This window comes from Candidatus Nitrospira nitrosa (assembly GCF_001458735.1).
Classification (GTDB): Bacteria; Nitrospirota; Nitrospiria; order Nitrospirales; family Nitrospiraceae; genus Nitrospira_D; species Nitrospira_D nitrosa.
In genome coordinates this window covers 1-14,143 of the sequence record NZ_CZQA01000008.1, presented here as the reverse complement: position 1 = coordinate 14,143, position 14,143 = coordinate 1, and the positions used below count along the sequence as shown (strand labels likewise).

11 protein-coding genes are annotated in these 14,143 nt (G+C 52.5%); 9 read left to right on the top strand and 2 right to left on the bottom strand.

All coding sequences use genetic code 11. The features are described from left to right. Positions 1-50: 50 nt before the first annotated feature. The 9 genes from COMA1_RS08780 (at position 51) to COMA1_RS08740 (ending at position 12,704) form a co-directional block, all read left to right on the top strand. Entirely contained in the window at positions 51-1,460 is a 1,410-nt protein-coding gene (locus tag COMA1_RS08780) for a glycosyltransferase (protein WP_141654280.1), read from the top strand. Between the two features lies 1 nt (position 1,461). Next, positions 1,462-2,586, top strand: a complete 1,125-nt coding sequence (locus COMA1_RS08775) for a glycosyltransferase family 4 protein (protein WP_090747057.1) — start codon at positions 1,462-1,464, stop codon at positions 2,584-2,586. 27 nt (positions 2,587-2,613) lie between these two features. Further along, positions 2,614-3,666: a hypothetical protein gene (locus tag COMA1_RS08770; RefSeq protein ID WP_090747054.1), complete on the top strand. Its 1,053-nt coding sequence runs from the start codon at positions 2,614-2,616 to the stop codon at positions 3,664-3,666. A gap of 67 nt (positions 3,667-3,733) precedes the next feature. Next, a complete protein-coding gene (locus tag COMA1_RS08765; protein WP_090747051.1) occupies positions 3,734-4,942 on the top strand; it encodes an O-antigen ligase family protein in 1,209 nt (402 codons plus the stop codon). 122 nt (positions 4,943-5,064) lie between these two features. Beyond that, positions 5,065-6,153, top strand: coding sequence for a glycosyltransferase family 4 protein (locus COMA1_RS08760; protein WP_176697957.1), 1,089 nt, complete (start codon positions 5,065-5,067; stop codon positions 6,151-6,153). A 1-nt stretch (position 6,154) separates the two neighbouring features. Then, entirely contained in the window at positions 6,155-8,068 is a 1,914-nt protein-coding gene (gene asnB, locus COMA1_RS08755) for an asparagine synthase (glutamine-hydrolyzing) (RefSeq protein WP_090747045.1), read from the top strand. A gap of 176 nt (positions 8,069-8,244) precedes the next feature. After that, positions 8,245-9,306, top strand: coding sequence for a glycosyltransferase family 4 protein (locus COMA1_RS08750; RefSeq protein ID WP_090747042.1), 1,062 nt, complete (start codon positions 8,245-8,247; stop codon positions 9,304-9,306). A 239-nt stretch (positions 9,307-9,545) separates the two neighbouring features. Then, entirely contained in the window at positions 9,546-10,703 is a 1,158-nt protein-coding gene (locus COMA1_RS08745) for a phenylacetate--CoA ligase family protein (protein WP_176697956.1), read from the top strand. 723 nt (positions 10,704-11,426) lie between these two features. Continuing rightward, a complete protein-coding gene (locus COMA1_RS08740; protein WP_176697955.1) occupies positions 11,427-12,704 on the top strand; it encodes a right-handed parallel beta-helix repeat-containing protein in 1,278 nt (425 codons plus the stop codon). 215 nt (positions 12,705-12,919) lie between these two features. On the opposite strand, the gene COMA1_RS08735 is transcribed toward COMA1_RS08740, so the two are convergent. Then, positions 12,920-13,750, bottom strand: coding sequence for an IS3 family transposase (locus COMA1_RS08735; RefSeq protein WP_090747032.1), 831 nt, complete (start codon positions 13,748-13,750; stop codon positions 12,920-12,922). Further along, positions 13,747-14,073, bottom strand: coding sequence for a helix-turn-helix domain-containing protein (locus COMA1_RS08730; protein ID WP_090747029.1), 327 nt, complete (start codon positions 14,071-14,073; stop codon positions 13,747-13,749). Before COMA1_RS08730 ends, COMA1_RS08735 begins: the two co-directional genes overlap by 4 nt. Positions 14,074-14,143 lie beyond the last annotated feature (70 nt).

The window sequence follows — 14,143 nt, the reverse complement described above, 5'->3', positions numbered from 1 at the left end:
CGTTTCCGTTCCCCTGTTGGTTGCCACATGCCCCACTGTTTCTAATATTTATGGATTTCAAATCTCTTGTCATGATCGCATACTATTTCCCTCCGGAGGGGAATGCTGCAGTGTATCGTCCTCTTCGATTCTTGAAGGCGTTGGTAGGTCAAGGCTGGCGCGCCACAGTTATCTCCAGTGAGCCGTACAAGTATGAACGGCATGATCCGACGCTCTTGAGCCAGGTGCCACCACTGACTCCGATTATTCGAGTCAAAGGGCGAGATCCCTGGCGAGCCATGCAGTCCTGGCGCGAAGTGCGTCTTGTGAGCAAGCTTGCTAGTTCATCGGTCGAAGAATCCCGGAAGCTTGTTGCGGGACATCATGCCTCCTGGCGCACGAGGCTTCGTGAGGGAGTGAGGTTGCTGGAGGCTTGCGTGTATCGCCCTGATCTGGCCATGCCCTGGATAGGACCTACAACTCGAGAAGCTATAGCAGCCTGCCAGCGAAATCGGCCAGACGTTATATGGGCCACTATCGGACCGCTCTCGTCTGGTGTGGTTGCGTATCGAGCATCGATTGCGACGGGAATTCCCTATGTCCTGGACTTCCGTGATCCCTGGGGTCTTGGGTATTATCCGGAAGAGCGCAAGCGCCCAGGGTGGGCTAAGAGAATTGACGACCAGTTCATTTCTAGTATGTTCAAGCAGGCTCAAGCTGTCGTGTTTCTGTTTGAATCCATCGCAGAGTCCTATTTGCAGGCGTTTCCGGGTGCATTAGACAAAACCAAGATTCATATTATTCCAAACGGTTTCGAAGGAGAGGTCGAAGCATTTACTCACGTACCGAGTGAGCGGTGTATAGTTCTCTATGCTGGCATGCTAAGCAGTTATCGCTATGACACTCTCCTCGAAGGACTTGTCCAGCTAAGGCATAAAGATCGAGGGAGTGCCGCTCGGTTGAAGCTTCGGTTTGTTGGTGAGGGACTTCGGGAACTGTCAGAGCGTGTTGAGAGGCTAGGTCTACGTAATGTTGTTGAGATTCTTCCTCCGACTTCAAGCGCGGAAGTTCGTCGGCTCCAACAAGAAGCACACGCGCTTTTGATATTGGGACGATACCCGCAGAGGACAGGACATGAACTTGTGGCGGGCGCAAAGCTATTCGGCTATCTCCAGGCAGGACGGCCAATTATTGGAGTTGTGCCTCATGATGAAACACGCCGCATTCTTAACCAAGTTGGGAGCGTGCTGATTGCGGATGCAGATGCTCCTGAGGAGGTGGCCACTGTCTTTGAGCAGCTTCTCGATGCATGGTCGAGCAGGACCCTCGAACGGTTCGTTCCAAATCGTGCGGCCTGTCAGGGCTACTCGAGCAGTCAACAAATTTCAAATCTTATTGCCGCCTTAAGTGGTACGTCACCCGAACGGGTATTGAATGTAGAGCCCTCTACTTTGCCTCAGGTTGGCAGTCGGAGGTTGTAAGATGAAGATCGTCTATCTAAACAATCCCGTATATGGGTACGCGACAGGAGATCCTTCTGTGTGCGGCGGAGCCGAGCGTTACGGGTGGCATCTGATGCGTGCGTTGGCACATGCAGGCTGGTCAGTCACGGTGGGAGTGTCATCTGCATTGCAAGATGGAGAGGTGCGAGTCGTTGATGGTGTGAAATTTCTCGGCCTTGGCTGCCATACGCATTCCCTGCTGACTTGGTACAGACTTCTCAGAATTGAACGACCGGACTGGTGTTTTTGGCAGTGTGCCGATGCACTATGGGGACCAGCTGCGGAAGTTGCTCGATGGCTAGGAGTTCGGACGGCTTTTTCAGTAATGCATGATCTGGATGTGCAGCCGCAACGGGCGTTATGGCGACGTAAGAACTGGTGGCCGATATATATGTGGGGGCTTCAGCGTTCCAATATCATTTTTATTCAACATTCCGGGCAGCGAGAGTATTTGCCTCTGCGCTGGAAGCAGAGGGCATATATTCTTCCGGGGATTGTGTCTCTTCCACCCACTGTGACGCCTCATTCAGAACGTAGTGGAACTGTAGTCTGGGCGGCTGTCATCAGGCCGGTTAAACGCCCTGATCTCCTGCTCGAAATTGCGCGCCGGCTGCCGACGATTCGCTTTGCCATATGTGGTGCACCAACGCTGCATTTGTGGGATGCCAATACGATTGAGGGAATCCTTACACAGTTGCGATCTCTCCCAAATGTGGATTATCGCGGCCACGTAGCTCCAGACCAGACTCTTAAGGCTATTGGGGATGCAAGTCTGCTTCTTTCGACGTCGGAGGGAGAGGGGTTTCCCAGTGTGTTCTTAGAAGCTTGGGCTGCCGGAACGCCGGTGGTGAGCATACGCATCGACCCCGATCACAAGATTCGAAACTGTGAGCTGGGAAAGGTGACTGAGACGGTTGAGGAAGCCGCTGCGGTGGTGCAGGCCCTTATACTTTCCCCAGAGCGTCGTCAGGAGATGGCGGTGCGATCCCGACTCCACGTGGAAGAAACACATAGTCCCACCTCCGCGGTCCAAGCATTCGAAGCTGCGGTCGCAAGCGTCTCTATGGCAGGAGAGAGGCGTCGCTTCTCAACGGAGAGAGCTTAAATTTGCAGAAGGTGTGAGGAGGTACAGATGGCTACCGTTTCGGATCGACCGGTGACTGCTCCCTTCATGAAGAGATTCAAGTCACGCGCAAAGGTTGTGGCAATTTTCGCTCGTGGTTGCATAAGCTATTTAAGTCATGTGTTTCGCCATTCAACTAGTAGTTCTGTGGCTATGCAGGCCGCTTCTCAAGCGATGGTCCTTTCACCAAGGCTTCGTCAGCTACAGGGCATGATTGCGTTAAGCGAGCGAGCATATTTGTACTGGTACGGCAAGCACATTTTTACCGGAAGGGGGCATATCGTAGATCTTGGTTGCTGGCTCGGCAGCACGACAATTTCGCTTGCAATGGGAGTGGAACATAATCCTCGTGCTCCGTTCAAGACATCTATTTACGGTTATGATGAGTTCATTTGGCGTTCTTATATGGATAGCGGAGTGAAAGGCACAAAGTTAGAAGGAAAGTATCAGACTGGTGATTCTTTCCTGGACGAATATGAACGCAGGACTGCGCAGTGGCGCAGATATGTCGTGCCGTGTCCCGGTGATCTTGCCAAGGGGGAGTGGTATGGAACTCCGATCGAGTTCCTTCTGATTGATGCGATGAAATCTTGGGGCGCAGCAACTGGGGTAGTGCAGAATTTTTTCCCAGCTCTCATACCTGAGGTTAGCCTCATTATGCATCAAGACTTTGCGCATTGGTTCACTTCCTGGATTCACCCGATTCACTATCGGTTCAGAGACTATTTCGAACCGGTGTATGACGTACCCTTATCCGGCAGCATGATATTTCGGCTAAGTCGGGCGCTACCGCAGGAATTACTGAAACAGGAGTGGTCCGTGGCGCAGTTCTCAGACGAGGAGGTTGACAAGGCATTCGCCTATTCGATGGAAATCGTGAGCTGCGAAAAGCGAGCGAATGTCCACGCAGCGAAAGTTATGTACTTCATACATGGTGGCCAGTTGGATCGGGCAAAGCAGGAACTGGCCGATGCGCATGCTCTTGGGTATAGCTTTGATTCTGATCTGGCCATCGTAGAGCGACGAGTCGCTGAGAAGACTGGGAGTTTTAAGCCGCTGTGATGCAAGATGGACGATCGCGGAGTGCTTCAACCTCTATGCTGCTAGTGGTCGTGTTGGTGGGTGTGTGATGGTTACGACAAGTAATTTGCAAAATGATGAGGGGGAGATTGCTAAGCAGAGTGCCTATGAAACAGGATCATATCCTCCGGCTTTTTGGGAGTATGCCTGGTATCTGAGCGTTTTCTACGCAATGCTTGGTGGGGCTTTAGGTATTGTCATCCCGCTACTAGGCACAGGGACATTAGTGCTTGTGGCAGCGGGTTGCTTTCTGAGCACGGGGAGTCACTCATTGCGAGTCTATAGACCGGTTGCATTGGCTCTCAGTACCGGCATCCTCATGGGAATAATACAATTGGTTTTCCATGAATGGAGTCAGCGCGCATCGGCCGAAAGTATATTTATTGTCCAATGGCTGGCCATGCTGATTGCCGCTCAACCTCTATCTCGGCGCCCTGGGTTTTTGCAGCGGTTTGCACTACTCGCTTTGGCAATAGGTATCACTTGCTTGCCGTTTATATCCTTGAAGGCCGATGGTGGAATTATGCGAGCTACGGCTGTGGGGACAGGCATGAACGCAAATGGGCTAGGGATGTGGTTTGGTTTCTGCACAGTGCATTTTATATTTGCGGGGCTTCAATCTCAGAAGCCAATCCTGCGAGCTGCCTCCTGGGCTACAGCACTCGGCTGCTTCTATATTGTTGCAATCACGGTTAGTCGGGCGCCAGTGTTGGCTATTGCCTTAGCCTGTGTCGTTGGATTTCGTTCAGCACTGAAGCGTAGCTTTGTCCCTGTTTTGTTTCTAGTCCTCTTAATCAGTCTGATTTATGTGTCCGGCGTGTTCGATGATGAGATCACCTATTACACTAATCGAGGAGCGGAAAAGACGGGGCGAGAAACACTATTTGCTGTGGCCATAGAAAGGATAATCGACTCACCCTGGATCGGTGTCGGTTTGGGTGAAATCCAAATTTACCGGGGAGCGGGGAAACAGCTTAAGAATCCCCATAATGGACTTCTTCATATTTCATTAGGTGCAGGAATTATCCCCTTGATCTGCTTTCTGGGGTACTTGGCGAGGGTAGCAATCGGCTCTCTGCGTATTATGGAGAGAGTCCAGGCAGGAGAAGCTGCACTTGTTCCTCCATTGGTTGCGTTCGCGTTGTTCGAAATAATGATACTTGATTACACATTCATGTCGCCGTGGACAGTCGTCATATTTGCATTGGCTGCCGGGGCAATCCAGGCTGAAGGCAGTCGAAGATCGATAACTGCCTAAGCGCAGTGTGTGCAGAACACAGGGCCGTTCTTTTTAGAAACTACAGAGTGATGAGTATGGTGATGTGGGAAGCTGTGCCAAGCTCGGCTGTATCCGTGGTGGCCCCAGATCAGCTCAGACAGATGAGATGCCGCCTCCTTTACCTGGTAGGCCAGTTGGGTTTAGGTGGATTAGAGCGCCAGCTTTTCTATCTCATTCGATCGATGGATCGATGTCGTTACAAACCGATTGTAGCCGTATGGGGCAACTCCCCTGATGATCAGTATGCTCGGGCACTCTGTGAGCTTGATGTCCCGGTGCTGCGTCTAGGGGAAAGCGTGACACGATCAGCTAAGCTGCGGGAGCTGTGTAGCCTGGTATCTGCCGTTCGACCGGAGATGATTCATTCTTGCACGTTTTATACAAACATTGTGGCCTGGTGGGCAGCTCGAGGCACGGGAGCCATACCGATCGGGTCGGTTCGGAACAACTTCATTCTAGACCGTCGACAAACTGGGAGAGTGTTGGGGCGACTCTGTGGGCGCTGGCCGTCTGCTCAGATTTTCAACAGTGTCACTGCGGAACAGAATGCGCGGCAAACGACGACACTCTTTCGCTCAAGTCGAATCTACGTCATTCGGAACGCTGTTGATCTGGATCACTTCTCTCCTCGGCCTCATCCTGAACGGGGATATATACTGGCAGTGGGGAATATGTATGCACGGAAGCGATGGGACCGATTGATCCGAGCCGTTGCTGCTCTTGTTTCCAGGGGGCTTTGCCCAGAGGTGGTGCATGTCGGAGCGGGCCCGTTAAGCGATGAACTGAAGGCAATGGCCAGGAACCTTCATGTGGAACATCTGTTCAGGTTTTTGGGGGCTCGGCGAGATATTTCAGATTTACTCGCTGGCGCGGCATTTCTGGCGCATACCTCTGAGGATGAAGGCTGTCCCAATGTCGTCATGGAGGCACTGGCCTGCGGCCGTGCCGTTGTTGCGACAGATGCCGGTGATGTTCCCTATCTTATCGACAACGGTAAGACCGGATTTGTAGTGCCAAGGGAAGATGGGGGTGCCCTTGCCGACCGTATTGCGATCCTTGCTGCGGACCGCGAGTTATGTCAGCGAATGGGAGATGCCGGTCGAGTCAGGGCTGAGCAAGCGTTTGGGATTGATCGCCTGAGGTCTGAGACCTTTGCGGCCTATCAGGCCGAAGGCTGGAAGGACAAGTAGGATGTGCGGAATTGGTGGGTGGATCGGTTATCAGGAAGGAGGCGAAAAAGTTGCCGACTGCATACGGCAGGCGCTGCATCACAGGGGGCCAGACGGTTACGGTATTAGGTCTTTTCCGTCTGCTACTCTGGTCCATACGCGTCTCTCCATTATTGACCTATCGGAATCTGGCGCCCAGCCGATGGGAAATGAGAACGGCACAATCTGGAGTATTTGTAACGGTGAGATCTATAACCATCGAGAGTTACGGAAAGATCTGGAGGGGAAAGGGCACACCTTCAAAGGACATTCAGACTCAGAGGTTATCCCACATTTGTACGAAGAGCTAGGTGCCAGTTTTGTTGAGCGTTTGAGAGGAATGTTTGCGATTGCGATTTACGATGGTCGCACCAGAACACTCTTTATCACTCGCGATCGCTTTGGGATAAAACCGATCTTTTACGCTCCTTCGAAGGCGTGGCTGGCTTTTGCGAGTGAGCTTAGAGCCTTGCTTTGCGTGCCAGGAATCGATACAAGACCTGACCGGCAGGCAGTCTATGACTCCACCTCCCTGCTCTATATTCCCGCTCCCGAGACCTTCTATCGCGGTATTCGCGCAGTCCAAGCTGGAGAGATCCTTGAGGCTCACCTGGTGCAAGATGGTGAGGTCGCCTGGAAGACGCGTCAGTATTGGAAGGGGGTTATTGCACCTGATCAAAGGAGATCGTTATCGGAGGCTGTTGATCAGGTCGAGGAGTTGATCACAGCAGCGGTCCGACGCCAATTGGAAAGCGACGTTCCCCTTGGCGCCTTGCTGAGCGGCGGGATCGATTCTTCATTGGTTAGCACAGCTGCTCAACGGCTGCTTGCAGGAACGCTGAGAACTTTCAATGTTCGATTCTCGGTCCAGAAGTACGATGAGACGCCGGCTGCATTGGCTGTGGCCAAGCATATCGGAAGTCGTCATACCACTCTTGATATGGAGGAGGGCCGGGGGACCTGGGAACAGGTTTTAGGCTTGCTCAAGCACGTTGGTCAGCCGTTTGCTGACCTTTCCATTTTTGCTGTGAATGCCGTATCCCGTGTGATGCGTGGCCATGTTACTGTAGCGCTTTCGGGAGATGGTGGAGATGAGGGATTCGGTGGGTATGATGTCTATTGGCAGCTGGCGAGAATTGCGCGGATGCAGCGATTACCTGGTGTTGTGTGGGAAACGATTGCTCTCGCGCTTGGCCCCTTAGTAAACCCAGCAATTGTGCCAGCCCATATACCTAGTCGATTACGGGAGGTTGCTCAAGCGGATGATGTGCAGGTTGTTCAGGATCTGTTCACCTGGATCCATAGGGACGAACTGCACCGTTTATGTCTGGACCATGAGAAAATGATGCCGATTCGCCGATTGTTTGAACAACAATGGGAACACCGACTGCCTCACAATGTAGATCGAACTGAGCGATTGTCTGCATTGGCAACTGAAGCTAACGCACGTGTGACATTGGCAAGTGCCTTCTTATTTAAGGTGGATATCGCCAGTATGAGGGAAGGTCTGGAGGTGCGAGTTCCAATGTTGGACGAGGAGCTGTTCTCATTCGGACTCTCCTTGCCACATAAGCTCAAGGTAAAAGCCCGTGAGTGCAAGTTGGTGCTTCGAGAAGTTGCTGCTCGGCAGCTCCCATCCAGTGTTGCCAGGAAGCCTAAGCATGGTTTCGGAGTTCCGCTAGATCGGTGGGTGAACGGTGAATTTAGGTCTCAAGTCAGGGAATCCCTGCTGAGCCCATCCAGCCCGCTCCCGGAGTTTTTTCAACAGGATGGCTATGAGCCGATGGTTAAGGCATTCTGCAACGGTTCTTTCAGTGATGGTTTGTCGCGAGAGGCGCTAGCTCAACGGATAGTCTTCCTTCTTTCTGTTCATGTGGCAGCTGGAGGACCAGTCTAAGCTTGGGTATGCTGACAATCCGTTTCCGCTTAAGTCTTATCTCCGGTGAGAGCTGAGCCACGTACACCAACCGTCAGCATCCGGTAATCTTGCTCCATGCTCTGGATGAAATAAATGTCGGGTTACACTAATCGGAAAATCAGAAGATAAGTGATTTATCATTTTTGGAGTAGTGCATGACTTCTGAAAAACAGAGCCGGCCATCGGTATTACTGGTCGGAAATTTTCTATCTGCGAGTAAAGGTGTGCGGGGTGTGTGTGAAGATCTTGCCCAGGGGCTCAAGGCTGCCGGTTGGTCAGTCACCACGACGTCCTCGCGGCCTGGTCGATTTGCACGTTTAGTCGACTTTCTGCTGACTGTGTGGCGGTATCGAAACCGATATCAAGTCGCGCAGGTCGATGTATTCAGTGGGCCGGCCTTCCTGTGGGCTGAATTGGTTTGTTTGGCCTTGAGAATCGTGAAGAAGCCATATGTGTTGACACTTCACGGCGGAAATCTTCCTGCCTTTGCAAAACGCTCGGGGAAACGAGTTCCGCACTTGTTGCAAAGTGCTTCTGTAGTCACCGCTCCTTCAGGGTATCTCTTGGAGCAGATGTGCACCTATCGGCAGGACATCGTGCTCTTACCAAATTCATTAGAGTTGACAAACTACTCTTTTAAGCATCGCGCACACCCAACATTAAACTTAATGTGGCTCAGGGCCTTTCACGATATCTATGACCCTTCTCTTGCTGTGAAGGTTGTCTCGCTACTGGCCAAAGATTTTTCATCGGTGAGGCTACAGATGATCGGCCCCGATAAGGGGGATGGAAGTCGTGACAAGATGATGAGTTTGGCTCGGGAACTCGGAGTTCATGATCGAGTGACCTGCCCTGGCAAGGTTCCTAAGAGTGCAACTGCTCATTGGCTTCAGCAGGGTGATATCTTTTTAAACACGGCGAAGGTTGATAATACACCTGTCAGCGTAATCGAAGCCATGGCTTGTGGGTTATGCGTTGTGAGTACGAATGTGGGAGGCATCCCCTATTTACTCAAGGACGAGTGGGATGCGCTCATTGTCCCTGCTGGTGATGAAGCAGCGATGGCCGCTGCAATCCGGCGCATCGTAACTGAAGGTGAATTGGCTCAGCGCCTTTCTCATAACGGGCGTAGAAAAGTGGAGGAGTTTGGCTGGTCACATATTCTCCCAAGATGGGAAAAACTTTTAACCAAGGTCGCCGCAGAAGGTCGAACGTGAAGGGGGCACTCCTCAAAGCTTATCATGCTCTACCTACGCCACTGCGGTCAGTAGCGGCGAGCCTTCGCGGTTTCTACCTCCAGTCCTGGCGCTATGGCCCAGAGACTGATCGCCTTGTACAAGAAGCGCTTACCCGCGAAAGCTGGGCTCCTGACCAGTGGAAAGTGTCGCAAGAAGAGCGACTGCGGTATGTGCTTTGTCGTGCAGCCACACAGGTACCATACTATAGAGAGCAATGGGTGGCACGACGTCGTGCAGGAGATAAGGCATCTTGGGAATACCTGGAAAACTGGCCAATCTTGGAAAAAGAATCGCTCAGAGAGAACCCTCGCGCATTTGTTGCAGATGACTGTGATGTGACGCAAATGTTTCAGGAACATACGAGTGGGAGCACGGGCAAGCCGCTGAGTTTGTGGCAGAGTCGAAAGACGATTCGCGAGTTGTATGCGTTGAACGAGGCCAGGACTCTCCGTTGGAATGGACTCTCGCGCCACAACCGCTTGGCGATGGTCGCTGGCCGGTTAGTTACTCCTGTGAGTCAGCGGAAGCCCCCCTTTTGGGTGTGGAATCAGGGGTTGAATCAGCTCTATATGTCCTCCTATCACCTTGCGCCGGATCTCATTGGCTCTTACCTGGAGGCAATCTCTCGCTATCGGGTTACTTATCTTAGTGGCTATCCCTCGTCTTTATATGCATTGGCTCAGGCGGGGTTAGGGTTAGGTAGAAAGGAAGTGCGAATGGCAGTCGCAATCACGAGCGCCGAACCAGTATATGATTATCAGCGAGCAGCCATTGCTGAAGCGTTCAACTGCCCGGTTCGTGAAACCTATGGAATGGCAGAGATGGTTGCTATGGCGAGCGAATGTGCGTTTGGCTGGTTGCACCTATGGCCTGAAATCGGAATGGTGGAGGTAATCCAAGACGGGCAGTCCGTATCGAACGGTACATCAGGCGAACTGATATGCACCGGCCTGTTGAATCCTGATATGCCTCTGATCCGGTATCGTGTTGGTGATCGAGGGAGACTTATCGATAGTGCTGAGGTGTGCCAATGCGGACGAACCTTACCGGTTCTTGGGTCGGTGGAGGGAAGGACAGGGGATGTTCTTTATACAAAGGACGGAAGGCAGGTTAGTAGGTTTGGTGCAGTATTTAACGGCGATCTTGGCCTACGGGAGGCGCAAATCGTGCAGGAAACGCTCGACTGTATACGGGTGAACTTTGTACCCACCCCGGCTTTTAACTCAGATCATGAACGTGTGATTGTACAGCGATTAAAAGAAAGAATGGGAGATATAGAGGTAGTTATGCAGCCAATGACTGAGATTCCTCGGGGACCAAGTGGAAAGTTTCGGATTGTGATCTGCAGACTTCCTAAAGAAGACCTACCTGTGTGATAGAATCCGATTGCAGAATCCTGTCTTTGAATGCCCCCGCTCCTGCGACTTATCGGCGTCTGTGCTGTATCGGAGGGTAGTCAGATCACTACTCACCTTTCAGCATTGAGAGTCCCTCTTCCCCTGGAACGCTTCGAGTGCAGGCACATCTAGTATCTCATCCAGCGGCTGTTAGTCGAAGGGGTCACGATACGGATGGGCCGGCGAAGTTAGAGAGCGTTACACTGCTCTGGGCAGAATCTCTGGGCTCGTAAGTGGCACCTCGTGGGTGGCCTGGGCCGCAGTCAATCGGGACAGGGCCACTTGTGTCTTAAAGGTTGCCCCGTGATTCCGTCTCGTTCCTTTCATCACCCCCCCCCCCCCCCCCCCCCTTAAAGGTTGCCCCGTGATTCCCTCTCCTTCCTTTCACCCCCCCCCCCCCCCCCGCTCCTTTGGTTCGCCTCCAGGCTGCGGTGCACTCAGACACTCACTTAATCATACTGTCAGAATTTCAGGATCACCCCCTCAATCGGTTCAGCCCCATCAACTGTACAATTTTGAACCTTCGGTGAAGTCTATTATCTAATAGGGCAAGAAGTCATGCCTAAAGTCAATAGTTTAGGAGACTAACTTACGGCATGGGATATGCTCAAATTAGTTGCTCATGCTCAAGTCTTTCGATCCAGTTGTTTCGGCGGCACAATACTTGGGATAATGACAATCGTATTGATATGGGGACTAAATATGGAAAATTCTTGGAGAATAGTTTCATCTACAAGACTGATTCAACTGTATGGTCTGTGGCTCATAGCTGCACTGCTCGGGACCACCGAAGTGCAGGGCGCTACCTACTATGTCGCGACGACGGGAAATGACTCCAACCCAGGCACGTTAGCTCAGCCGTTTGGAACCTTCAAGCAAGCGATCAACAAGTTGCAGCCAGGAGATACACTCTATATCCGTGGTGGAACATATACTGAACAGATGAATTTTCAAGATCCCCCCAAAACTGGCATAGCGAACGCCTGGCTAACAATTGCTGGGTATCCTGGTGAAGCGGTCACACTGCTGCGGACTGATCCTGTCGACAATAGCTATGGCCCCATAAAAGCACGAGGTAACCTGGCGTACTTTGTGTTTGAAAACTTGATTCTGGATGGGACTAATAGTAGCAACGGCACCGCGTGGAATCTGCGTGATGGTAATCATCATTTCATTCTTCGCAATCTTGAAATTAAGAACTTCAAAAGTAGCGGATTGCACATCAAAGGCAGTGACATTCACGTGCTCAACTGCAAGATCCACGACAATCAACCGCCTCCAGGTATCAAGTCGCGTAAGTACGGAATTTACTTTGCTTATGGGGATAATGTCATTCTTGACGGGAATGAGATTTACCGTAATAATGGCGGCGGCATTCATGCATTTCCCGGGCCCATACGGAATGCGATCATTAGAGGGAATAGGGTCTATGACAATAACTCCTCTTCAGAATCTACCGTGCCAGGCATTTTGGTTTTCGAGGATACTGACTATTATGATGGAACGGCCATCATCGATGGCGTGCATCTCTACAATAACATCGTATATGGCAATGGTGCGGGTGGTATTTTCGTGTCCAATGGCGCCGCGAATGTAAAGGTTTGGAACAATACGGTCTATGGGAACAAAGGCTGGGGTGTCAATATCCAGATTGGACTCAATGGAATGCCAGTTAATACGATTGTGCAAAATAACATCGTATTCGCAAACACTTCCGGCGAAATCATCAATAAGGGAGTTGGCTCTGTTATCGATCATAATGTCATCGACGATCCAAAGTTCGTCAATGCCACTGCCCGTGATTTCAGGATTCAGGCCTTCAGCCCTGCGATGGATGCTGGGGTAGCCCTAGACGAGGTCCGTGTGGACATTAAAAATGTTCCTAGGCCGCAGGGAGTAACTCATGATATCGGCGCATATGAAGGAGGTGGTTCAGATCTCAAATCTCCCAACGCACCGCGGAGCGTGAGCATCAATTGATTAGGTCGTTTCTGCAGAAACCGTCGCGATAATAATTCTCTTCATGCCCTAGGATCTGTTGACATTCAGGCCTCCGCTGTCTTGTACTGGGCGCAGTACAGGTCAAAACCCAGGGGGAGGAATGGCGAGACGCGAGCTCCGCGACGGCCAATGGAAGCGGATCAAGGAATTGTTGCCTGGCAAGGCGAGCGACCCAGTGTAGTGCTCCCCTAAAATCAAGCCACCTGAGTTGATTGTTGGGCCCGATATTGGACGGGGCTTCGATAGCCCAGCGCTTGATGCGGGCGCTCTTCGTTGTACCACCGCAGCCAGTCTCGAATGACCCGCCGCGCCTCCTCAAACGTCTGGAACGCGTGCTGCCAGACACATTCCTCTTTGAGACTCCGAAAGAACCGTTCGATGATCCCATTCTGTTCCGGCGTGTACGGCGTGATGAACTCCTGCTGCAGCCGATAGTCTCGACAGGCTTGCCGGAACCGACGGCTCTGAAAGATCAGGCCATTGTCGCTGCGGAGGACCGGTGCGCCCACCGGACGCAAGGTCCCAAATCGCTGTAGGCACGCCGCTTCGACCGCCCGTTCAGCCTCCTTCGCCCGACTGCGCAAGGCAAACTCGTAGCCCATCACTTCCCGATCATGACAATCAATCACCGCCGCCAGATGCGCCCAGCCATCTTGTCCACAATCAATATGCGTCACATCCATGGCCCAACGTTCGTTGCTGCGATCCGCCCGACTCGTCCAGCCTTGCACGCGAGGACGTGGGGTGGAGACGCGTTGATGCACCAACCACCGTTTCTGTTTCAGCACACGATAGACGGCCTTCCGATTGATGCGGAGTCCGTCCCCGAATCGCAAGAGCACCCACAGCCGCCGATATCCGAACGTTGGATACTGTTGGATCAGCTGCCGCAATCGCTCCGTCCACGGCGGATCCGCCACAGAGCGTCGCCGGTCGCTCCCTGCCGTCCGATGCAGGCCCGCGCGGCTGACACCGAGTACCTGGCAACTCCGCCGCTCCGAGACACCCGACACCGTGCCTCTCACGCGTCGGATGTCTTCCGGTCCAAAGGGTAGGGTTTCAAGGCCTCCCGTAAGATGTCGTTGTCCAGGACCAGATCGCCGATCTTCTGTTTCAACTTCTTGATCTGCTCGTCCTTAAGCGCCTCTTCGTCCCGTGGCCGAGTCCGAAGCGCGTTCTCCGCTCCCACCAGAAACTTCTCCCGCCAGTCGTCGATCTCGGCCACCGTCAGCCCATGCAGCCGGGCTGCTTCGGCCACCGACGTCTCTCCCTTCAGGAGACTGACCACCAGCGCCACGCGCCGTTTGGCCGTCCACCGTTCAATCGGTTCGGTTGTGTCTGTTGCCATCTCGCCACCTCCTCGGTCCGCTCAGGACCATGTCGTGAAGGTGGTCTCAATTTCAAGGGGTGCAGGATAC

Bases quoted from the DNA above. Each gene is read 5' to 3' on its own strand.
- COMA1_RS08780 (WP_141654280.1), top strand. From the start codon at position 51: ATGGATTTCAAATCTCTTGTCATGATCGCATACTATTTCCCTCCGGAG.
- COMA1_RS08775 (WP_090747057.1), top strand. From the start codon at position 1,462: ATGAAGATCGTCTATCTAAACAATCCCGTATATGGGTACGCGACAGGA.
- COMA1_RS08770 (WP_090747054.1), top strand. From the start codon at position 2,614: ATGGCTACCGTTTCGGATCGACCGGTGACTGCTCCCTTCATGAAGAGA.
- COMA1_RS08765 (WP_090747051.1), top strand. From the start codon at position 3,734: ATGGTTACGACAAGTAATTTGCAAAATGATGAGGGGGAGATTGCTAAG.
- COMA1_RS08760 (WP_176697957.1), top strand. From the start codon at position 5,065: ATGAGATGCCGCCTCCTTTACCTGGTAGGCCAGTTGGGTTTAGGTGGA.
- asnB (WP_090747045.1), top strand. From the start codon at position 6,155: ATGTGCGGAATTGGTGGGTGGATCGGTTATCAGGAAGGAGGCGAAAAA.
- COMA1_RS08750 (WP_090747042.1), top strand. From the start codon at position 8,245: ATGACTTCTGAAAAACAGAGCCGGCCATCGGTATTACTGGTCGGAAAT.
- COMA1_RS08740 (WP_176697955.1), top strand. From the start codon at position 11,427: ATGGAAAATTCTTGGAGAATAGTTTCATCTACAAGACTGATTCAACTG.
- COMA1_RS08730 (WP_090747029.1), bottom strand. From the start codon at position 14,073: ATGGCAACAGACACAACCGAACCGATTGAACGGTGGACGGCCAAACGG.